At 58.3% G+C, this 20663-nt stretch carries 19 protein-coding genes and 1 pseudogene; 16 read left to right on the forward strand and 4 right to left on the reverse strand.

From position 1 onward, the window contains the following. The first annotated feature begins 6 nt into the window (after window positions 1–6). The 15 genes and pseudogenes from FEZ62_RS02465 (at window position 7) to FEZ62_RS02535 (ending at window position 12785) form a co-directional block, all read left to right on the forward strand. Window positions 7–1566, forward strand: a complete 1560-nt coding sequence (locus FEZ62_RS02465; RefSeq protein ID WP_345940419.1) for an ABC transporter substrate-binding protein — start codon at window positions 7–9, stop codon at window positions 1564–1566. 11 nt (window positions 1567–1577) lie between these two features. Further along, the gene (locus FEZ62_RS02470) at window positions 1578–2534 is read left to right on the forward strand and encodes a peptidylprolyl isomerase (RefSeq protein ID WP_172926704.1); all 957 of its coding nucleotides are present in this window, start codon (window positions 1578–1580) and stop codon (window positions 2532–2534) included. Between the two features lie 233 nt (window positions 2535–2767). Beyond that, a complete protein-coding gene (locus tag FEZ62_RS02475) occupies window positions 2768–3145 on the forward strand; it encodes a response regulator (protein ID WP_069901555.1) in 378 nt (125 codons plus the stop codon). Window positions 3146–3278: 133 nt separating this feature from the next. After that, a complete protein-coding gene (locus FEZ62_RS02480; RefSeq protein WP_172926705.1) occupies window positions 3279–4991 on the forward strand; it encodes a GspE/PulE family protein in 1713 nt (570 codons plus the stop codon). Next, on the forward strand, window positions 4972–5784 hold the full coding sequence (locus FEZ62_RS02485) for a hypothetical protein (RefSeq protein WP_172926706.1): 813 nt from the start codon (window positions 4972–4974) through the stop codon (window positions 5782–5784). The genes FEZ62_RS02480 and FEZ62_RS02485 overlap by 20 nt, the downstream gene beginning before the upstream one ends. Window position 5785: 1 nt before the next feature. Then, a complete protein-coding gene (locus FEZ62_RS02490; protein ID WP_172926707.1) occupies window positions 5786–6319 on the forward strand; it encodes a PilN domain-containing protein in 534 nt (177 codons plus the stop codon). 2 nt (window positions 6320–6321) lie between these two features. After that, window positions 6322–6873 carry a pilus assembly protein PilO gene (locus tag FEZ62_RS02495; protein ID WP_172926708.1) on the forward strand — a complete coding sequence of 184 codons (552 nt, stop codon included), beginning with the start codon at window positions 6322–6324 and terminating at the stop codon, window positions 6871–6873. Next, window positions 6870–7391 carry a hypothetical protein gene (locus tag FEZ62_RS02500; RefSeq protein WP_172926709.1) on the forward strand — a complete coding sequence of 174 codons (522 nt, stop codon included), beginning with the start codon at window positions 6870–6872 and terminating at the stop codon, window positions 7389–7391. The genes FEZ62_RS02495 and FEZ62_RS02500 overlap by 4 nt, the downstream gene beginning before the upstream one ends. Continuing rightward, window positions 7388–9127, forward strand: a pseudogene (locus FEZ62_RS02505) (secretin and TonB N-terminal domain-containing protein); the annotation flags it as partial. The gene FEZ62_RS02500 and the pseudogene FEZ62_RS02505, both read left to right, overlap by 4 nt. A gap of 580 nt (window positions 9128–9707) precedes the next feature. Further along, window positions 9708–10181 carry a type II secretion system protein gene (locus FEZ62_RS02510; RefSeq protein ID WP_069901561.1) on the forward strand — a complete coding sequence of 158 codons (474 nt, stop codon included), beginning with the start codon at window positions 9708–9710 and terminating at the stop codon, window positions 10179–10181. Window positions 10182–10185: 4 nt separating this feature from the next. Next, window positions 10186–10560 (forward strand): prepilin-type N-terminal cleavage/methylation domain-containing protein, encoded by a 375-nt coding sequence (locus FEZ62_RS02515; RefSeq protein ID WP_069901562.1) that lies wholly within the window; start codon window positions 10186–10188, stop codon window positions 10558–10560. Beyond that, window positions 10547–11074, forward strand: coding sequence for a type II secretion system protein (locus FEZ62_RS02520; RefSeq protein ID WP_172926710.1), 528 nt, complete (start codon window positions 10547–10549; stop codon window positions 11072–11074). The genes FEZ62_RS02515 and FEZ62_RS02520 overlap by 14 nt, the downstream gene beginning before the upstream one ends. 10 nt (window positions 11075–11084) lie before the next feature. Then, window positions 11085–11507, forward strand: coding sequence for a curli production assembly/transport protein CsgE (gene csgE, locus FEZ62_RS02525; protein ID WP_172926711.1), 423 nt, complete (start codon window positions 11085–11087; stop codon window positions 11505–11507). Continuing rightward, on the forward strand, window positions 11504–11920 hold the full coding sequence (locus tag FEZ62_RS02530) for a curli assembly protein CsgF (RefSeq protein WP_172926712.1): 417 nt from the start codon (window positions 11504–11506) through the stop codon (window positions 11918–11920). The genes csgE and FEZ62_RS02530 overlap by 4 nt, the downstream gene beginning before the upstream one ends. A 28-nt stretch (window positions 11921–11948) precedes the next feature. After that, complete coding sequence (locus tag FEZ62_RS02535; protein ID WP_090513314.1) at window positions 11949–12785, forward strand: CsgG/HfaB family protein; 837 nt, start codon at window positions 11949–11951, stop codon at window positions 12783–12785. Between the two features lie 298 nt (window positions 12786–13083). On the opposite strand, the gene FEZ62_RS02540 is transcribed toward FEZ62_RS02535, so the two are convergent. The 4 genes from FEZ62_RS02540 to FEZ62_RS02555 all read right to left on the reverse strand — a co-directional run bounded on the left by FEZ62_RS02540 (window position 13084) and on the right by FEZ62_RS02555 (window position 18766). Continuing rightward, a complete protein-coding gene (locus FEZ62_RS02540; RefSeq protein ID WP_172926713.1) occupies window positions 13084–14520 on the reverse strand; it encodes a hypothetical protein in 1437 nt (478 codons plus the stop codon). A 56-nt stretch (window positions 14521–14576) separates the two neighbouring features. Then, on the reverse strand, window positions 14577–15056 hold the full coding sequence (locus tag FEZ62_RS02545) for a curlin (RefSeq protein WP_172926714.1): 480 nt from the start codon (window positions 15054–15056) through the stop codon (window positions 14577–14579). Between the two features lie 73 nt (window positions 15057–15129). Continuing rightward, on the reverse strand, window positions 15130–17364 hold the full coding sequence (locus FEZ62_RS02550; protein ID WP_172926715.1) for an Ig-like domain-containing protein: 2235 nt from the start codon (window positions 17362–17364) through the stop codon (window positions 15130–15132). 34 nt (window positions 17365–17398) lie between these two features. Next, window positions 17399–18766, reverse strand: coding sequence for a hypothetical protein (locus FEZ62_RS02555; RefSeq protein WP_172926716.1), 1368 nt, complete (start codon window positions 18764–18766; stop codon window positions 17399–17401). A gap of 382 nt (window positions 18767–19148) precedes the next feature. Between FEZ62_RS02555 and FEZ62_RS02560 the strand changes: the two genes are divergently transcribed. Next, window positions 19149–20621, forward strand: a complete 1473-nt coding sequence (locus FEZ62_RS02560; RefSeq protein WP_172926717.1) for a HAMP domain-containing sensor histidine kinase — start codon at window positions 19149–19151, stop codon at window positions 20619–20621. Window positions 20622–20663 lie beyond the last annotated feature (42 nt).

Consider the following 20663-nt stretch of genomic DNA (forward strand, 5'->3'; position numbering starts at 1 on the left):
CCTGCCGTGGGCAAATTTATCGGGCTGTTTTGCAGCCTTTGGCTCACCAGCTCTCTGGCCACGGCACTGGAGCTGACCGAGCGTGAGGCTGCCGGTCAACAACTCTTTACCCAGGGCATAAGCGCAGGGGGCGGTGAGGTCATCGCGAGGGTTGGCGCCTCCGGTGCGCAGGTTCCGGCAGCGGTTGTGCCCTGCGCCAATTGTCACGGTGCAGATGGACGCGGACGGCCGGAAGGCGGCGTGCGGCCGCCAGATATTACCTGGCGTCGACTGACCATGGGCTTTTCCACGTTAGCCAGTAATGGCCGTACTCACCCGGCCTATACCGATGCATCGTTGGCGCGGGCCGTCAGCGAGGGCATTGATCCGGGGGGCAATAAGCTCGACCCGGCGATGCCACGGTTCATCATGTCGATGCGCGACATGAGTAATCTCACCGCCTACCTCAAACGCCTCGAAGAACAACGCGACCCCGGTGTGCAGAATGATGTGCTGCGCATCGGTACGCTGCTGCCGCAGCAAGGCCCGTTAGCTGAACTGGGCAAGGTTGTTGGCGAGGTGCTTGAAGGTGCTGTGAATCAGGTTAATCAGGCCGGCGGTATTCACGGTCGCCAGTTGCAACTGCTGGTGGCCGACGCGGGCAGCGACCAGCAGAGCGCTGAGCGTGGCCTGCGCTCATTGCTTGAGGATGATCAGGTGTTTGCCTTGTTATCGCCCTTGGCTCCCGCGCTGGATGGGCAATATGCCGAGTTGCTGGAACCCACGGGTGTGCCGCTGATTGGGCCGCTGGAGTTGAAAACCGAAGGGCCGAAAAGCCGCTTGATCTTTGCGCCCCTGCCCGGCGTGGTCGAGCAGTTGCAGGCGCTGGGCAAGTTTGCCAGCCAGTCGCTCACCCCCGCGCCTGGCACTGTACTGATTGTTTATGAGCAACAAGCGTCCCAGCAACAGCTGGCGCAACGGTTACAGCAGCGCTTGCAGCATGATGGCTGGCCCAACGTGCAGTTACAGGCCTACCAAACCGAGCGACTCAGTGACACGGCAGCGCAGTTGGCGGATGCCAGCACGGTATTCTTCCTCGGCTTATCGAACACCTTCAGCGAGCTCTCAGCGCGGCTTAATCAGGCCGAGCGCCACCCTTATCTGTTGGCAGTCTCCGCGCAGGTGGCGGGCGGAGCTTTGGGGATTGCCGAAGGCTTTAATCAGCGGGTGTTTCTGGCGTATCCCTTTGTGCCATCGGACTGGACGCCAGAAGGGCTAAAGGCGCTTGAAGCGATTCGCGAGCAAAGCGGTCTGGGCAATCAGCATGGCGCGCTGCAAGTCAGTGCCTACTGTGCCGCGTTGCTGCTGAGCGAGGGGCTCAAGCGCGCTGGGCGCGATGCCAGCCGGGAAAAGCTGGTGAGCGCGCTGGAAAATCTACACAACTTTCGCACCGGCCTGACGCCCCAGTTGAGCTTCGGGCCTGGCCAGCGAGTGGGTGCCTCGGGCGCTCATATCGTCATGGTCGACAGCCAGGCGCAACGGTTTCAGGCGTTAGGGCAGTACATCTCGGTTGATTCGGATTTTTAGAGGGCGCCGTCATGCGCATATTGAGCCGTGTTGGGGTGTTGATGCTGTTGCTGGCGGGCACTGTTCAGGGCGGGGAAACCGGCATTGCGGCGCGGGTGAACGGGACTGAGATCAGTAACTTCCGGCTGGAGCGATATTTCAGCGAATACTTGCAAGCGCAGGGCCGTAGTGTGGGCGGGATCCGCAATCCCGACACCTACAAGCGGCTGAAACGTGAAGCCCTCGACCAGATGATTGCCAAGGAGCTGCTCTGGCAGGAGGCGCAGCGCCGCGGCATCAGTGTCAGCGATGCGGAAATCGACAAGCAACTGGCCATGCTCAAACAGGGCCTCGGCGGTGATGAGGCGTTCGCGCGCGAGCTGAACAATGCCGGCTTTGATACCCAGAGCTTCACCGACTACTTGCGCCATGAATTAGTCGCCAGCCGGATGCTTGAAGCCCTCAGCGAGGTTGAGCCGGCCGCCGAATCCGAAGTGCAAACGGTGTATGACGCGAATCGCCAGCACCTGCAAAAACCCGAACAGGTCTGGGCCCGGCATCTGTTGTTAAAAGCCAGCGACCCGCCAGACCCCGAAGCAGATGAAGCATCGCGTCAGGAGTTGCTGGCTTTGCGCGAGCAGATAGAGGCCGGAGCGGACTTTTCCGAAGTGGCCGAGCAACACTCGCAGGACTCCACAGCAGCGGCGGGTGGCGACCTCGGTTACTTCTCGCGGGGCACGATGGTGCCCGCCTTTGAGAACGCCGCCTTTGCGCTCAAGCCCGGCGAGGTCAGCCAGCCGGTGAGAACCGTGTTCGGCTGGCACCTGATCAAGCTGGAGAGTTACCTGCCTCCCAGCCCGCTGCCCAAAGAGCAGGGCATGCAACTGGTGCGTGATTTTCTCCATGATCAGCGGCGCAAAGAGGCGCGCGAGGCCGCACTCAAGCAACTGACCGCCACCGGCAAGATTGAGGTCGTCAGCGGTTTGTAACGCTCCAACCAATCCCCGTTTCTGGGGGCGCAGCATCACCCAAAAACCATTTGCCCCATTATTGGGGGGGCTGGGTGGGCGCGCGCTTTCGAAAAAAATTCAGTGAAATCAGCTGACTACAGCAATACTCAAAAGAACAGTGGCTGGCATGAAGCGTGCAATCCCTGATTTCAGGTGAGCACTTTATTCCGCATCAGGCACTTCCCGAGAATTCAGTGCTAGGAGCAACACCGTTGAACAACAGGATTCTGGTGGTTGAGGACGAGCATGTACTCGCGCAGAACTTCAAGGATTATCTGGAGTTGATGGGCCTTGAAGTATTGGTTTCGGATGACGGCCTGACAGCCATCAGCTTCGCCCGAATCTATGAGCCTGCGGCAATCGTCCTGGATTTTCGTCTGCCGGATATGGAGGGTTTTCAGGTGCTCGATGCGATTGGCAATGGCTGGGGGCGTAAATGTGTGCTGGTGACAGCGCAGCCGCTCGGGGAAGTCAGTGCCAAGGCCCTGCAGCATGGTATCGAGCAGATATTGTTCAAGCCGTTTCCACTGAAAGACCTGGGTCGTGCAGTGAAAAACTTGATCGATAGAGGTGACAGCACTCACCGCTGAATCGTTGCTGGCAGACGAACACCCTCCGCAGCAAGGACGCATATGTGGCCGTAACAGGTTCAAGCCCGCCAGGTTAAGTGCCTGGCAATGCAACGGGTTTGTGGTTTGCGCTGTGGAACTTGGAGGGTGCGGTATGGACAGGCTTTCCCTCGCTGTAGAGGCATCACCGGTTGCTGACCCGCTGCCAATTGAAACGCGTTTCGAGGCGGCGTTACTGGCTCGGGCGCGCGAGGAATCGACTGGGCAGCAACGCATTGTCGATACGCTTGAAGCATTGGCCGGGCTTGAGTCGGCGCAGTTTGTCCGGCGCCTTGGCGCCACGCTGCACTATCCGGTTTTAACCTGCGACGCCTTGTTCGCCTGCATTCCTGCCTTCGACCGGGTGCCGCTGGCGCAGGCAATCAAACGTGATTTTGTCACGGTGCATCTGGGCAACACGCTGGTGGGCGTATTTGCCGACCCCTTCGATAATGCCCGCCTGGCCTGGATTGACGAGTGCCTCAATGGCGCGCCGCTGTATCTGGTGCACCCCGCGGATTTGAGCGGGTATCTGGCGCGTCAGGAAGAGAGCTACCACGCGGTCGATTCGCTCGACGCGCAAGACAGCGACGTAAGCGAGCTTGAAGATGTTGAAACGCTGTCGCTGGCGCGCATCAGCGAAGATTCAAGCGTGGTGGTCAAGTTGGTGAACTCCACGCTCTACGATGCGCTGAAAATCCACGCCAGCGATATTCATCTGGGCATGACCGGCAGCGGTCTGGTGATCAAATACCGGATCGACGGCGTCCTCAACAGCATCAGCCGGGTGCAGGGTATCGAAACTGCCGAGCAGGTTATTTCCCGGGTCAAGGTGATGGCCGAGCTGGATATCGGTGAAAAGCGCGTGCCGCAGGATGGTCGCTTCAAGGTGTCGATCAATGGCCGTCAAATCGATTTTCGGGTGTCGATCATGCCCAGCATCTTTGGTGAAGATGCCGTTTTGCGGGTGCTCGACAAACAGGATCTGGCCGATCAGGTGCACGGTGTAAGCCTGGAGGCGCTGGGCTTTGAAGCCGGCATTATGAAGAAACTCCGGCGTCTGGCGGCTGAGCCTTACGGCATGGTGCTGGTGACCGGGCCTACCGGCAGCGGCAAGACCACCACGTTGTACGCGATGATCACCGAGATCAATCACGGCGTGGATAAAATCATCACCATCGAAGACCCGGTTGAATATGTACTGCCAGGGGTTTTGCAGATTCCGGTGAACGAGAAGAAGGGCCTGACGTTTGCCCGTGGTCTGCGCTCGATACTGCGCCACGACCCGGACAAGATCATGGTCGGCGAAATCCGTGACCCCGACACCGCGCAAATCGCCGTGCAATCCGCGCTCACCGGCCACCTGGTTTTTACCACCATCCACGCCAACAACGTGTTCGATGTGATTGGCCGCTTCACTCAGATGGAAGTCGACCCCTACAGTTTTGTCGCCGCACTCAACGCGGTGCTGGCGCAGCGGCTGATCCGTCTGGTGTGCCCGACCTGCGCGCAAGCAGTAACGCCTTCAATTGAGGAGCTGCAAGCTTCCGGGATCAATCCCGAAGATGCCCCGCATTACCACTTTGTCCACGGCACCGGCTGCGGGCGCTGCCGTGGCACGGGCTATCGCGGGCGCACAGCGATTGCCGAACTGCTGCAACTCGACGATGAAATCCGCCAGCTGATTATTGACCGTGAGCCCATCGCCAAGCTCAAGGAGCAGGCGTGCAAGCGCGGGCTGCGGCTACTGCGCACAACTGCACTGGAGTTGGTGCGTGAGGGCAAAACCACCTTGGAGGAGATCAATCGTGTCACTTTTAGCGCGTGATTCCTTTGTCGCGGTGGTAACCCTGGAGCAGGCTGCCCTTTTTCGCCGCCACGGCCGTGAACTGCGTATGCTCGAACGCAAGGATGTGCAGCCTGCCGACGGGCGGGCGACTGAATGGCCCGATGCGCTCAATGCGCTGCAACTGATACTGCATGTGCACAGCCGCAAGCGCGCTGAAATCACCGTGTTGTTGTCCAACCAGTTCATCCGTTTTTGTCTGGTGCCGTGGAGCGAGCACATCAGCACCCCGCAGGAGCTGCAGGGTTATGCGCGGATTTGCTTTGAAGAAATCTACGGCCAACTGGGCGAGGGCTGGAGCCTGACTCTTTCGCCGGAGCCTGCGGGTCAATCGCGTCTGGCCGCTGTGATGGCCGACACCATGGTTGAGCAACTGCGCACGATCGTCAGCCATGAAGGCATGCGACTGATCAGCTTGCAGCCTTATCTGATGGCCGCGTTCAATCATTTCCGCCATTCGCTGCGTAAAGATGATTTCGTGTTTCTCCTGGCCGAGCCCCACCGCAGCAATTTGATCCAAGCCCACGGTGGGCACTGGGTAAGCGTTCGCTCGATCAGCAGTGATGACTCCGACGCCAGCCTGAGTGCGCTGATCGCCCGTGAGCATGAACTGAAGATGCTGGAAAACCTCGATTTCGACTCGGTTTACCTGCATGCCCCGGCGCGCAACAGCAAGCCGCCACACCCGGTATGCGGCGTGAGTACGCATGCGCTGACGCTGCCAACGGGCGAGCGTGAAGATGCGTTGTTCAACATGGCCCGGGCGGTGGACTGAAATGCGCGAACTTCAGCTCGATTTTCAACCGCAGGCGATTGCATCCAGGCTGGGCTGGTCTTTGCTGGCATTGGGTGGCGCGCTGGCGGCAGCGATGCTGGTCACGCATCTGCTGGTGAGCAAGGCTGGTGACGTGGAGTCGGCCAAGTTGAGCTATCTGCAGCAACAGTTGAACGGCGGCAAGCCGGCGAAAGCCTCCGTCGCCAGCAAGGGCAGGCAGGGAAGCGATGTCAGTATCGCCGAGATGCGGCGTATCTCAGCCGAAATGAACCTGCCATGGAATGCCTTGTTCAACAGCCTCGAAAGCATGCCGCGTGACGACATCGCGCTGCTCTCGATAGCGCCCGATGCGCGTAAACAGCAACTGCGCTTAACCGCCGAGGCGCGCAATCTGGAGGCCATGCTGGCCTTCCACCGCAGCCTGGAGAACACCCAGCAACTTCGTGATGTCTCGCTATTAAGCCACGAAACGCTGACCCAGATGCCTGAGCGCCCGGTGCGTTTCAGCCTGTCCGCAACCTGGCTGGTGGAATAGTCATGGCTATCAATAAGCTCATCGCCTACGAATACATCCAGCGTCTGGGTTGGCCTGGCCTGACGGGTATCGCCCTGATGCTGGTGGCGCTGCTGTATGCGTTGTTGGCGCTGTTACCGGCCCGCGAAAACCTCCAGCACATCAGCCTGCAAGTGGTGCAAACCCAGCAGTACCTGAACCAGATCAAAGACGGCATTTTGCCTCCGCCCACCGCTGAAGGCAGTGAGCTTGAAACCTTTCTCGGCATGCTTCCGCAGCAGGCCGAAGCAACACGGGCGATTGACCAGATCTACACCCAGGCGCAATTGCAGAACATTGCTCTGGCTCGCGGCGAATACTCACTCGGCGTCGACCCGAAAACACGCATGGCGCGCTACCAGATCCTGCTTCCGGTCAGTGGCAGTTATCCGCAGCTAAGGCGCTTTTTACACGCCGTACTGAGCCAGGTGCCGGCGCTGGTGCTGGAGAACGTAGACATCAAACGCAAGCAGATTGCCGACGTTCAACTCGATGGGCGGGTGCGCATGACGCTTTATTTGTCGAGGCGCATATGAACAGTCGGCGCGGGCTTTATTGGGCGATCTTTCTCGGCGCAGCAGCATTGGTTGCGCTGATTCCCGAGTACTTTTTTGCCGGTGATGACGAGTTGGCCGTTCAACCAACAAACCCGGCCTCGCGCTTGCAGAAACCAGCCGTTGCGGCGCAGCAGGGCGAGCAAAGCGGCGCAGGCTCCGGGGCTAAAAGCGCGCCTGCGAGTGTTCCGCAGGCGGATTTATTTGCCGTGCGCAGCTGGCGAGTTGTTCCCCAGTTCAAACCGGTGGCTGTCGCGCCAGTCGTGCCTGTGGTCTACCGCCCCAGTGCGCCACCTCTGCCTTTTCACTTCATCGGCAAACTTGAAGACCACTCCCGTTTGCAGGTGTTTTTGCAGGAGGGCGAGCAAGTGCATGTGGTGCGGGTTGGCGATGTGATTGGCGGTACCTACAAAGTGCAAAGGATCACGCAGGAGCAAATGACCCTGCTGTATCTCCCCTTGAAAATTTCCCAGTCTCTGGCTGTTGGGAGCACCTTATGAAGGCAACACGTCTGGCTTGCAAAAGCTTGTGTCTGGCGCTGATTCTGGTCGGTTGCGCGACTAACAAGGCCCATGATGATGGCATGCAGATGATCGAGGCTGGTCAGTACGAGGCAGGCCTCGCCCGGCTGGAGGAGGCCGCCCGCGAAGCGCCGCGAGATACCCGCATCCAGATGACGCTGACCACCCAGCGCGCGCGAATTATCGAGACGCTGCTGAGTCAGGCCGATCAGGATTACACCCAGCGCAATTACACCATGGCGTTTCAGGGTTATCAGCGCGTGATGGGCATCGATCCGCAGAACTCCAGAGCGGCTGAGGGGCTGCGTCAGATTGCAGCGTTAAAGTCGATTGACGCGATGCTGGTGCAGGGCCAGACCTCGCTGCGCCGGGGCGATATTACCGGTGCGCAGCATCAGGTCCGTAACATTTACGCGCTCGACCCGCAGCACCAAGGCGCTCAGCAATTGCAGCGCGACATCGAACTGCTCCAGCGCCGCTCAGAGGCGCCTTATCCGCAACTGCGTTCGCAGTTGAGCCGGCCCATCAATCTTGAGTTTCGCGATGCCAATCTCAAAGTCATCTTCGAGGTGCTGGCGAAAACCTCGGGGCTGAACTTCATCTTCGACAAGGATGTGCGGCCGGATGCCAAAGCCACCATATTCGTGCGGCAGGTGCCGATAGAGTCGGCAATCGACTTGCTCCTGCAGCAGAGCCAGCTGCACCAGAAAGTGGTTAACGACACCACCATTTTGATCTACCCGGATTCTCCGCAAAAGCTCAAGGATTATCAGGATCTGGTGATGCGCACGTTCTACCTGACCAATATCGACGCCAACAGTGCGTTGAATATGGTCAAGACCATGCTCAAAACCCGCGATGTGTTTATTGATGAGCGCCTCAATACCTTAACCATGCGTGACACCATTGATGCCGTGCGCATGGCTGAAAAGCTGTTCCAGGCGCAGGACCAGTCCAACCCGGAAGTGGTGCTGGAAGTCGAGGTCATGGAAGTCGCCACCCAGCGTATTCTCGACCTCGGTTTGCAATGGCCGAACACCTTCGGCGTGATCAACGATGACGGCTCAGCGGTGAGCATTCTTGATCAACTGCGCGGCATTGATTCGGGGCGGATCAGCATTTCGCCGTCGCCGCAGCTGCGTATCAATGCGCAGGACAACGACATCAACACCTTGGCCAGTCCGGTTATTCGCGTCAGCAACAACGAGCAGGCGCGCATCCATATTGGTCAGCGGGTGCCGATTATCAGCGCCACGTCGGTGCCGTCCACACAAGGGCCGGTGATTACCGAGAGCATCACTTATCTGGATGTCGGCCTTAAACTGGAAGTGCAGCCAACGGTGTACCTCAACGATGAAGTGGCGATCAAGATTGCCCTTGAAGTGAGTAACGCCACACCGCTTGAAGCCACGCGCCAGGGCACCATTCCGGTTCAGGTCGATACCCGCAACGCGACCACCACCTTGCGCCTGCGTGACGGTGAAACCCAGGTTCTCGCTGGGTTGATGCGCAATGACCAGTTCTCCACCGGCAACAAGATTCCGGGGCTGGGTGATGTGCCGGGAGTTGGCCGCTTGTTTGGCAGCAATAAAGACACCAACAACAAGTCGGAGCTGGTGCTGTCGATCCGCCCGCGCATCGTGCGCAATCTGCCGTATCAGAGCCCCAGTGATATGGAGTTTGCCACCGGCACTGAGAGCAGCATGCGTGTGCAGTCGGCTTCGCGGTTCGGACAGATGGCCGATTACAGCGCACCGCCGAGTGCACCGGCATACGTAACACCGGCTCCGGTTAGCCCCCCGGCATTGCCTGCCAAGGCGCAACCGGTAGTCGTGCCGGTCAAGGCGGCCAGCGAAGATCTGCGCTTGAGCTGGGTCATGCCGAGCGAGATGCACGCCGGCGAGGAAGCGGTTTTCGTGCTCCAGGCGCAAGCCGGGCAACCGCTGCACAGTTCTTCCTTGCAGTTGTCTTACGACCCCGCGCGGTTGAAGGTGCTTGAGGTGCTCGAAGGCGGCTTGCTCCAGCACGACAGCGCACAAACATCATTCACGCCACGGCTTGATGAACAGGCCGGTGTGGTTTCTGTCTCGCAAATTCGCAGCGGCGCGGCAGGTGCGACTGGCTCCGGCGGCCTGTTGCAAGTGCGGGTGCGGGCCCTGCAAAGCGCGGATGCGCAGGATCAGCAGGCTTCGATGCAGGTGATCAAGTTTTCCGGCATCGGTCAGGACAAACGCTTGATTGCCGCCACGCTGCCAACGCAGCAGTTTGTCACTGTGAAGCCTTGAGGCGGCTGCCATGAAAAGAGCAACTCGCGGGTTCACCCTGATCGAAGTGGTCATCACCATGGCCCTTATCGCGTTGCTCGCCAGTATTGCCGCTCCCCTCACCGAGACAGTGGTGCGCCGGGGTAAGGAGCAGGAGCTGAAAACCGCGCTGCATCAGTTACGCGATGCACTGGACGCCTACAAGATGGCCGCCGATGCCGGTCATATCGAGAAATCGCTGTCCAGTTCGGGCTACCCCGAAAACCTCAGCGTTCTGGTCGACGGAGTGCGTGATCTGCGCGATGTGAAGGGCGGCAAGATCTATTTTTTGCGGCGCATCCCGCGTGATCCATTCGCCCCGCCACAGCAGGACATCGCCGAGGTCTGGGGGCTGCGGTCCTACGACAGTCCGGCGGATGATCCGCGCTCGGGCGAGGATGTGTTCGATGTTTATTCGCAGTCCCGGCTGGTCGGGCTCAATTCGATTCCCTATTCGGAGTGGTAATGCGATGCGCAGGCATGCAGGTTTCACCCTTATAGAACTGCTGGTGGTGATGTCGATCATCGCGATGCTGATGACGATTGCGGTGCCACGTTATTTTTCCAGTTTCGATAACTCCAAGGAAACCACGCTGCGCCAAAGCCTGGCGGTGATGCGTGACTCGCTGGATCAGTATTACGGCGACAAAGGTCATTACCCTGAGTCGATTGAGGAGTTGGTCGAGCAGCGTTACTTGCGCAACATGCCGCTCGACCCGATCACCGAACGCAGCGATTTGTGGGTGATTGTGCCGCCGCCCGAAGGCGTGAGCGGATCAGTTGGCGATATTAAAAGCGGCGCGAGTGGCAAGGCGCGGGATGGGAGCTTGTATGCGCAGTGGTGATTTTGGCCGCCGGCAACAGGGCTTCAGCTACTTTGCCGTGCTGTTTTTGATCGTGCTCCTGGGCACTGCGCTGGCTGGTGCGGGGCAACTCTGGTCAATCACCAGCCAGCGCCTGCGTGAACAGGATTTGCTCTGGGTGGGCAGCCAATATGCTCAGGCGCTGCGCCACTATTATCAAGTATCGCCAGGCGTTGCCCAGTACCCGCAAACCCTTGACGAGCTGATTGAAGACCCGCGTTTTCCCTCTCGCCAGCGGCATTTGCGCAAGCTCTATGCCGACCCGATAACCGGCAGCAACGACTGGGGCTTGATTCAGTCGTTTGATGGGCGGATTGCCGGCGTGTACAGCCGCTCGGAACAGGCGCCGATGAAACAGGCGCAATTCCCGGCGCAGTGGGTCGATTTTGAAGGGATGAAACACTATTCGGACTGGCAGTTTGTCGCCGATAAGTCATTCATGCAGGGGCTCAGCCAGAACACCCCGGCAAACCCGAGTAAGGCGCAACTGCCTTGAGGGGCTGACGATGTTCCGTTCGTCATTGGCGCATCAGTGTCTGTTGAACAGCGGCCTTATTGTCTGCTTGAGCCTGGGCCTGTTGACGCCTGCGCAAGCCAGCAGTGAAGACGAGCTAAAGGGCTTCATTGTCGATAACAGTATTTCCAACATTGGTCATGAGTTTTACCGCTTCTTCACCGAACGCCTGCGCGATACCAGCCGCATGGATTTCAATCTGGTGGTGCGCGAGCGGCCTTCCGCACGCTGGGGCAGCCTGATCTGGATCGAATATGAAGGGCGCATTCTTTACCGGCGTTTCCTTGCGCCGAATACCGCCGAGTTGCAGCCCACAGCTTATGAAGCGGCCGATTTTATTCAGGAAGAAATTACCCGGCAGAAAATCGAATACCTGCTGCAAGACACCATCGACATGGATAAGGACGAGCTATGAACAGTAAGCATATAGCCATGAGTGCCAGCTTTAGCATCCTGGTATCGAGTGCTGCGGCGCTGGCCACCGAGTTGGTTTATACGCCGGTGAACCCGACCTTTGGTGGCAACCCGTTAAACGGCACGTGGCTGCTGAACCGGGCACAGGCGCAGAACGATTACGACGACCCCGACGCGATAGATCGCTCATCGTTCACCGGCACTACGGCGCTTGAGCGGTTCAGCAGTCAGTTGGAGTCGCGCCTGCTTTCGCAACTGCTCACCAACATTGAAGCTGGCAATACCGGCAGCCTTTCGACTGACTCATTCCTTATCGACTTTGTGGATGTTGATGGCGCTTTGAGCGTGCAGATCACCGACAAGTTGACCGGTGAAATTTCAGTCATCGAAGTCAACGGCCTCAACGCCAACTAAGTTCAGCGTGCCCAAGGATGCCCGGACCATGAAAAAAACAATGCTGTTGGTCATGATGGTAGCTGCATTACACGGCTGTGCCGTTCGCGAGCCAATGCCCGCCGAGGTTGAGGAAGACACGCCGACCCTGACCCCACGCGCCTCGACTTATTACGATCTGCTGGCGCTGCCCCGGCCAAGAGGCCGTTTGGTCGCAGCGGTTTATGGTTTTCGCGATCAGACCGGGCAGTACAAACCGACCCCGGCCAGCTCATTTTCAACCAGTGTCACCCAAGGTGCGGGCAGCATGCTGGTGGATGCCTTGCAAGCCAGCGGCTGGTTCCGTGTGCTGGAACGCGAGGGCCTGCAAAACGTGCTGACTGAACGCAAGATCATCCGTGCCTCGCAGAACAAACCCAATACCCCGGTGAATATCCAGAACGAGTTGCCGCCGCTGCAAGCGGCCAACATTTTGCTGGAGGGCGGCATTATTGCCTACGACACCAACGTGCGGTCGGGGGGCGAGGGCGCGGCGTATCTGGGCATCAGTCTGGGCCGCGAATACCGGGTCGATCAGGTGTCGGTGAACCTGCGCGCAGTCGATGTGCGCACCGGTATGGTTTTGGCCAATGTGATGACCTCGAAAACCATCTATTCAGTGGCGCGCAATGCTGGGGTCTTCAAGTTTGTCGAGTTCAAGAAACTGCTCGAAGCCGAGGCCGGTTACACCACCAACGAGCCCGCGCAGCTGTGTGTGTTGTCGGCCATTGAAGCGGCGGTTGCGCATATCGTCGTGCAAGGCGTTAACAGCAACCTGTGGCAGATGGCAGACGGTCAAAAGCTCGATCAAACCTCGCTGGACAAGTACCTCACCCAAGTGCAATAGCACGCATAGCGTTTGCGTCTGGCGATCTTCGCCCGGCGCAAACGCGACCCGATGCAGTGAATATATCTGCGTTCGCTTAATAACTGACTTCTTAGTTACCGGCCGCATATTTTGCAGGGCCGTTGCCTCGCCTGCGCCGCGCCGTAATCAAAGTTAAACACCCACGGCCGTGGGCCTCAGCCACAGAAGTTAAGCGTTATTAAAGGGCGGGGAAGGGGGCGTTCAATCCATGGGCTGAACACAAGACTGCCGCCAAAGTGGCGGCAGTCTTTAACACCTCAACGCGCGAGGTGGATGGTTATTGCTGAACCGCGTTAGCGGTGTTGCCGTTACCGTTCTGGGTAATGGTGGAGATCATGTTGTTGCCCGACTGAGTCACCGTGGCGCTGTTGAATGAGCCTGCCTGGAAGACTGACGAGAGGTTGGCGTTGTCAGTCTGGCTTACAACAATGCTGTTCTCACTGCCCATCGACTGCTCGGTGAGCGACTGGTTATTGGCCCCCGACTGGGTAATTTCGACGGTGCTGAAATCATCCGTCGAGGTGCCGTCTACCAAGTTGTCGGTGCCGGTCTGGTCAACCAGCAGTTGGTTACCATCACCGTTCTGGGTGAAATACAGCTCATTCGATGTGCCGCCCTGGCTGGTTTCCATCGAGTTTTCATTACCTGTCTGATTCAGCACTGCGAGTTGCTGGAGGCCGTCTTGAGTCAGGGTGATGGCGTTGGATTCGCCGTTTTGGGTCAGGGTTGCAGTTTGTCCAGAACCATATTGGCCATTTGCGCCTGAGACGATGCCGGCGTAAACCTCGTTACCAGTACCAGTCGAGTTGACGGTCAGCACATGCCCGGTGCCTTCCTGATAGGCTTCGGCGTAGTTGACGCTGCCGTTTTGCGTCAGTGTCGCCGTCATCATGTTTGCATTGTATTGCTCGGCCGCCAGTTCGTTGCCATTACCAATCTGGGTGATGGTCAGTTGGTTGTCGGTGCCCGCAGTCTGATCGATTTGAGCACCGTTCAAGTTGCCGGTCTGAGTCAACGTGTAATGACTGTTCATTTGAGCAGTTTGAAAGGCATCGACCACGTTCTGCGCGCCAACTTGATCCACTGTAGCCGTGGTGAAGTCGCCCTCGTCCTGATAAATGAACGCCTCGTTTGCATCGCCGTTCTGATTGATGGTCATCTGGCTGTCACGCTGAAGAAAGCTGTCCGTCGAGGCCATGTTGGCGCTGCCGCGTTGGTCGATAGTGGCGTTGTTGCGCTCACCGTCGGCTTGATACTCATCGGCCTCGTTGGCATTGCCGCGCTGCCTGAGGTGCATCTCACTGTTGGTTTCGAATAACTGCGTGCCAGTGCCAAAGTGCGACGAGCCGCCCTGATTGGAGCGGATCAAGTTGTCACTACCGCCTTCCTGGAAATTCGATGATCCCTGGAGGGAGCCATTCTGGACTTGCACCGAGCGGCTGCGGCTTTCTCCACTTTGCAGTACAAAGCTGTCGTTGGTATCACCTGACTGGGTTTGTTCAGCGCGGTTGCGGCCAAACTCTTGCTCGATCCAGCCGATCTGCCCGCTGCCGTCTTGGGTCTGAGTAGCCTGGCTGCGACCGGCCTGAGTCTGGAACACATCGGCGATATGATCTTCGCCATCCTGCGTCTGGGTTGAAGTGCTGTTGTTTGCGAGTGCAGGCAGGCTCACGATGGCCAGAACTGCGACAGCAAGTGGTTTGAACTGGAACATGGCATTGCCTCCTGGTTTTAGCGTGCTCTTCGAGCAATAGGATCGATTAAGCACTTTCAACGGTACTGGTAGAGCCTCACGCTCTGGTTGTTTCCATACTGGGCGATACTGCTGGCTTGCCCAGTGCCTGTTTGTTCGATCAGTGCGCTGTTGTAGACACCGTTTTGGCTGATCTGCGCCTGGTTATAGGCACCGCTTTGGCTGATGTAAGCCTCGTTGGCATAACCCTGCTGTGTGATTGAAGCCATTTGCCCAATGCCTTCCTGCAGGATGTAGGCTTCCTGATTACTGCCCGATTGCACGATCTCGCCCAGTATCGACTGGCCATGCTGTGCAATCAGCGCCACATTGTTCTGGCCGTCCTGGCTGATCAACGCGAGCTGGTTGGCAGTTAACTGGCTGGGCGTGGCGATATCGCTCGAGCTGTCAGCCAGGTCAAAGTTGTCGGCGAGGTCGGCGGCCTGTACCGCGTTAAGCAGCCCGCAAAACCCCAGTAAAAAGGCGGAGAGTTGGCTTGCTAACCTTGGCCTTTGCATGCTCGACTCTCCTGCTGTTTTGCCCGGTGGTTGCGGTGCGCGGTAACACGCACCTCAACCACCGAGCGACTGCTTAACGCACATCCAATGTTTGCTGAACCACCGTGCCGACTGAAGACCTGACCGAGATCACCGGATTGGCGCTTGGCACTACTTCTGTCGAGGTCAGCGATAGCCGCCAGCGGCCGGTGCCCGGGACAGCCGTCGTGCCCAGTTCCTGCAGGCCATTGGCGGTGGTCACGCTGACAGTCATCACGTTGCCATTGGTGATCGACGTCTGGCCGCGGATGTCCCACGTGAAGCGATTGTTCGAGCGCGGGGTGACCTGTGCAGTGGTGACCGTCAGGTTTTCCACAACGGCCGGTGGAAGTGGCGGATTGACCGTGACGCTGACCGACGCCGGCACTGATACCGCGCCCAGTGAATCGCGGGCGGTGTAGCTGAAGGTCGTGGTGAACGCCGTCGTCACCGTGGCCGGCGGGGTGTAGGTCAGCGTTGTGCCATTGCTGGTCACGCTGCCCTGGCCGGCGGCGGGTTGGCCGAAGCCGTTAATGCTCAACGGCACGTTGCCTTCCGGGTCGGTGTCGTTGGCCAGCACATCAATGGTGATCGGCGCATTGAGTGTGGTTACAGCGTCGTTGACCACAGTTGGCGGCAGGTTCGGGCTAACCGTAACGGTCACGGTCGCCGGTGTTGCCGACTTGTCGCCGAGTGCATCCTGCACGGAGTAGCTGAACGTCACGGTGAGTGGCGTGGTGACGTTTAACGGCGGGGTATACAATACCGAGGTTGTGCCATTCAGCGCAACACTGCCCAAACCGGTGGCGGGCTGACCCAGGTCGACAATGGTCAGCGGCGTGTTGTCGTCCGGGTCGCTGTCATTGGCCAGCAGGTTGATTGAAATTGGCACGCCTGATGAGGTCGCCGCCGCATCATCCACTGCAACCGGCAACTCATTGTCGGTTGGTGCTGGCGCCGTACCCACGACCCTGACCATCTCGGTATCGCTGCCGCCAGCTGCTGATTTGACCGTGACGGTGGCAGGCGGCTGGCTGAGGTCGCTGACTTCGAGGGTTTGCTGAGTGCCCGATTTCGACAGCCTGCCGAAGCCGGGCGCGGCCAGATCTGGCACCTGTACCTCGTCACTGGACGTGGCCGTGACGCGCAGCGTTTGGTCATCCCACGAGTAGGTTGCAGTGCTGATTTTAACGACGTCAGCCAGTTTGCTTGAGAGCGATGTCTGCTGCTTGACGCCGCTCGGGTCTACGCTCGTCGCCACAATAAAGGGTGGCAGCGTTGTTGCCGCCGAATTATGGCCAAAGTACTTGCCGCTGTTATTGGCCGTCATGTCGGTCAGGCAAGGAGAAGGCGGCACGCCATCCACCAGATCGAGGGTTTCGCGGAAGCAAACGTCGCTGTTGGACGCCGAGTCTGCGAACACACTTATCTGGGTGCCACTCGCAGTCCGCCGGTAGGTTGCACGTTCGATTTCCAGCGGCAGCGGATCACGCGGATCAGACAGTTTGCCCGACACGCTGAACAGGCTGGTTTCGATCACCCCGGCCGGGCCTTCAATTCTGACGAAGTTGGTGTCGAACGGGCTGCCGGTGACGGCTTCGGTAATGTTGGGGTTACCGATAAATGTCTCGGTCTGTCCCGTTTCCGGGTTCTGCGCCTGATATGGTCCACCCACTCCATGCAGGAACGGGCCAATGTCGCCGCCCAGTGCGCCGCTGAAGTCGCCGGGCGCCCCGATGCCGATGTCGCGGGTCATGTTGATGGCGCGACGTCCCGGCGTGGTCACATTGAAGGTGTCGACGCCATACGGGTGAGTCACGGTGTAAGTTCCGGCGACTGGCACGCTGATGCGTATACGAATCCGCGCAAAGCTCACCTGATCGCCAGGTAATGGATCACCACCACCAAACGCGGCTTCAATACCGGCCACATAGGCGTCCATTTCATAGCCTGCCACTGCACCTTCTGGGATGGTGGTTTCGGCCAGGAACCAGAATGACTCGTCTGGCCAGTTGTCGGGGAAGACTATTGGCTTGGTGTCATCGAAGATACCCGGGTTGGGCAGCAGGATGCAGAGGTAACCTGCTCCCGGTGTGAGCTCGGCCTTGGACAGGCAGAGATCGAGACGCTCGGCGGCCGGCTCACTGGTATCTTCATACCAGGCGGGGTAGCCGCCGGTTGCCGGGGTGTAGGGTGGCGGGGCGACCCCACCCAACTCAGCCTGAGCATTGCTGATGGCAAGAGCGATCAGGCTCAGGGATGAGATAAACATGCAGGGCAACTTGTTCATGATGCCTCCTGGCGCAAATTCTGATGCGCAACCGTCATGGAAGGATGACCACTTCTTCGGTATCCGAGCCGCCATTCGATGAGCGAACGGTGATGCTCGCCGGTGGAATTGGGCTGATACCGGTCTGGGTCGAACCGTTGCTTAACGTGGCAATGAAGTCGCCACTGCTGTTAAACACCGACAGCGTTGGCGGGCTGACCTGGTCGCTGCTACTGGTCTGAACAATCAACTGGCCGGAGCTCAACCCATAGGTCGCCGTGCTGATCGTCACGTGATCGACCAATGGCTGGACCAGCGTTGCGGGCGTGCTGCTGGCGATCGCCAAGGTGTTGTCGACGGTCAGTTCAACGTTTGCCGGCAAGCTCGGGTTGACGCTGGATTGGCCGTACCAGTTGCCGGTCGAGTCCGCCTCGGTCATGGTCACGGTTGCGCCGCCGGTATCCACATAGCTGGCTTTGGCGGGAGGCGGTGGCGCCTTGAGGAAGACATCCTGTTGGGCGTTCAGCGGTCCTTGCTGGCTGTTGCTGCGCGAGTAGGTTGCCCGGTCTACGAGTGCCGGAGTTGGACGAACCACGCTGGATAATTTGCCGGCAATGGCAAAGTCGGTGGTGCTCAGGTCAATCCCGCCCGGGCCTTCAATACGAACGAAGTTGGTGTTGAACGGGCTGCCGGTTACCGCTTCAAGCAAGTTAGGGTCACCAATGAAGATTTCCATAGCGCCGGTGTCCGGGTTGACCTCGGTGTAAGGGCCATTGACGCTGCGCAGGAACGGGCCGATATCACCGCCCAGCGCGCCGGTGTAGGTTTGGGGTGCGCCAATACCGACATCGCGGGTCATGTTGATGGCGCGATTACCGTCGGTGCCGAAATCGTCAGCGGTTACATCGAAAATGTCGACGCCGTAGGGGTGAGTGATGGTGTAAGTGCCGGGCGTGGGCACATCGACCCGTATCCGGATACGGGCAAAGCTGATCTGGTCGCCAGGCGCGGGGTCGCCGCCACCAAATGCCGCCTCGACCGCCGAAATGTAGGCCAGGTCTATGCCGGATGCGGCGTCGACGATCGCGGCATCGCCGGTGAACCAGAATGCTTCATCCGGGAAATTATTCGGAAACACCATCGGTTGGGTGTCATCGAAAATGCCCGGGTTGGGCAATAGCGAGCACATGTAAGAGGGCGCGCCCGGCGTTGACGGTACGCGTGAACTGAGATTTTTGGATAAACACAGGTCAAGGGTTCGACCGTGGGTGTCTTGATACCAAGCAGCGAAAAAGCCATTTTCCGCCAAGTACTCCCCAGCAGGAGCACCAGGATCTACCGCAAACAAATCAGCTTGCGCTGCCTGACTTGCAGCTAAGGCAAGGCATAGAGCAGTCACAGGTACCTTCAGTTTAGTGTGCATGAGTGCGTCCTCTTGCAGTGTGCCGTGTCTCATGCGGCTTGATGGGGCCACCGACACGCTGCAAGCCGTATCGCAACATCCATACCATGTATCAAAAACCAACGACTGACCGCTCTAAAACGGTGGTTGCAAGGCCTTGGTGTTTGCAGGCGGCGAGTTTTGCCGGGCTGGGGAATAGGGGGGCTTTCCCCAAAGTTGGGTTTTGGCGGGGGGGCTGAGAGCTGGGAAAACTGGAAGGTTATTTGGCGTTAAAAAACCGGCGATCAACTGTGCAAGAGCCGGTTATATCTACTTCAAGCCTAATACCAAATTATGATTTAAATATTCTTCAGAATCTGAGCTATAAACAAGTCAGGACAATAAAAAACAGCCGGAATTCCCCATGTGCGTTGCCTTCGATCTGAGCAAATTAACGCCCTGGAGGGATGAGAAACTGAGCAGTCGCTCATTCAATTTGCTGCGCTGGTTTTCCCTGATCAGTTTGGTCATCGTCGGCACAGTGGCAGTTGGATTAGGGATTATTTCCACTCAGTTCGTGGTTAAAGAGAGCATTGAGCGTGACGCCATGCTCACCGCCCAATTCATCCGCGCAATCGGGGCCACCGAAATCCGCCATCACGGGCTGGGTAACATGGTGATGTCCGAGGTGATTGATCCACGCAACGACAAAAACTACTCGCAAGCATTGGCCGAAGAGCGACAGCGGGCTCGATCCGAGTTCTTCGACCATATCGCCAATCTCCCCGACGCCCTCTTAGCCAATATTTATGCTGCTGACCATGTGGTGATCTGGTCGAGCAATCCCTCACTGATTGGCCAGACCATTATTAACCAAGATTTAGACAAGGCCTTTGCAACGCGTGAGTCAGTCGTTTCCAGCTACAACCACGCGGACGAATCGCATGCCGAGCAACAGTTTCCTCACGCCCCGCAAGAGTTATTTATCGAGAACTACGTGCCGATGCTGGATCGCAATGGCACCGTTGTTTCGATGGTCGAGGTCTACAAGGAACCACAAGACCTGATCGCCCGCCTGCAGCGCGGCTACCGGGTCATCTGGATATCGACAGCGATTGGCGGTGCGGTGATTTATTTCAGCTTGTTCTGGATTGTGCGCCGCGCCGCGATCTTGCTCGACTCGCAGCGCCAACAACTGGTTTCCAATGAGTCATTTGTGGCACTGGGAGAAATGTCTTCGGCATTGGCCCACAGCCTGCGCAACCCGCTGGCGACTATCCGTTCGAGTGCGGAATTGGCGCAGGAAATGTATGACGGCAAGCCGCCAAAAAATCTCGCCGACATTATTGGCCAGGTCGACCGGATGTCGAACTGGGTGCGCGATTTGCTGATTTCTTCACGCCCGCTGAGCGGTGAAATCGAGGTTGTTGATCCTGCAGCGGTGCTCAAGGATTGCCTGAGCAGCTTTGAGCTGCAATTACGTCAGGCCAATATTCAGGCAGAGATCACGATCGACTCATCCGCTTTTGTGGTCAGTCATCGGATGATGCTGCGGCAAGTGCTTAATAGTCTTATTTCCAACGCGATCGAGGCCATGCTCAAGGGCGGGGTGCTCCGCGCCAAGGTTGAGGTGGTCGAGTTGGGTCGTCGGCTGACTCTGACCGTGAGTGACTCCGGCAAAGGCATGTCGCGCCAGCAGGAGTTAATGGCCTTTAAACCCTTCTACACCACCAAACAAGGCGGCTTGGGGGTGGGTCTGGTGATGGCCAAACGAATCATGGAACGCTTTGGCGGCAAGATTTCGTTGTCGAGCAAAGAGCAGCACGGCACGACCGTGGTGCTCGACTTCAAGGTTGCCTCGCAGGGTCAGCAGCATCGGGCTGCTGAGGCGGCGTGAGAGATACTTAACCAGTAAACAGAGTACGCACAAGCGCGGATT

The organism is Pseudomonas sp. MS19 (assembly GCF_013277615.1).
Classification (GTDB): Bacteria; Pseudomonadota; Gammaproteobacteria; order Pseudomonadales; family Pseudomonadaceae; genus Aquipseudomonas; species Aquipseudomonas marincola.

Bases quoted from the DNA above. Each gene is read 5' to 3' on its own strand.
- FEZ62_RS02560 (WP_172926717.1), top strand. From the start codon at position 19,149: ATGTGCGTTGCCTTCGATCTGAGCAAATTAACGCCCTGGAGGGATGAG.
- FEZ62_RS02495 (WP_172926708.1), top strand. From the start codon at position 6,322: ATGGCTATCAATAAGCTCATCGCCTACGAATACATCCAGCGTCTGGGT.
- FEZ62_RS02500 (WP_172926709.1), top strand. From the start codon at position 6,870: ATGAACAGTCGGCGCGGGCTTTATTGGGCGATCTTTCTCGGCGCAGCA.
- csgE (WP_172926711.1), top strand. From the start codon at position 11,085: ATGTTCCGTTCGTCATTGGCGCATCAGTGTCTGTTGAACAGCGGCCTT.
- FEZ62_RS02515 (WP_069901562.1), top strand. From the start codon at position 10,186: ATGCGCAGGCATGCAGGTTTCACCCTTATAGAACTGCTGGTGGTGATG.
- FEZ62_RS02555 (WP_172926716.1), bottom strand. From the start codon at position 18,766: ATGCACACTAAACTGAAGGTACCTGTGACTGCTCTATGCCTTGCCTTA.
- FEZ62_RS02510 (WP_069901561.1), top strand. From the start codon at position 9,708: ATGAAAAGAGCAACTCGCGGGTTCACCCTGATCGAAGTGGTCATCACC.
- FEZ62_RS02520 (WP_172926710.1), top strand. From the start codon at position 10,547: ATGCGCAGTGGTGATTTTGGCCGCCGGCAACAGGGCTTCAGCTACTTT.
- FEZ62_RS02470 (WP_172926704.1), top strand. From the start codon at position 1,578: ATGCGCATATTGAGCCGTGTTGGGGTGTTGATGCTGTTGCTGGCGGGC.
- FEZ62_RS02480 (WP_172926705.1), top strand. From the start codon at position 3,279: ATGGACAGGCTTTCCCTCGCTGTAGAGGCATCACCGGTTGCTGACCCG.
- FEZ62_RS02530 (WP_172926712.1), top strand. From the start codon at position 11,504: ATGAACAGTAAGCATATAGCCATGAGTGCCAGCTTTAGCATCCTGGTA.
- FEZ62_RS02540 (WP_172926713.1), bottom strand. From the start codon at position 14,520: ATGTTCCAGTTCAAACCACTTGCTGTCGCAGTTCTGGCCATCGTGAGC.
- FEZ62_RS02550 (WP_172926715.1), bottom strand. From the start codon at position 17,364: ATGAACAAGTTGCCCTGCATGTTTATCTCATCCCTGAGCCTGATCGCT.
- FEZ62_RS02490 (WP_172926707.1), top strand. From the start codon at position 5,786: ATGCGCGAACTTCAGCTCGATTTTCAACCGCAGGCGATTGCATCCAGG.
- FEZ62_RS02535 (WP_090513314.1), top strand. From the start codon at position 11,949: ATGAAAAAAACAATGCTGTTGGTCATGATGGTAGCTGCATTACACGGC.
- FEZ62_RS02545 (WP_172926714.1), bottom strand. From the start codon at position 15,056: ATGCAAAGGCCAAGGTTAGCAAGCCAACTCTCCGCCTTTTTACTGGGG.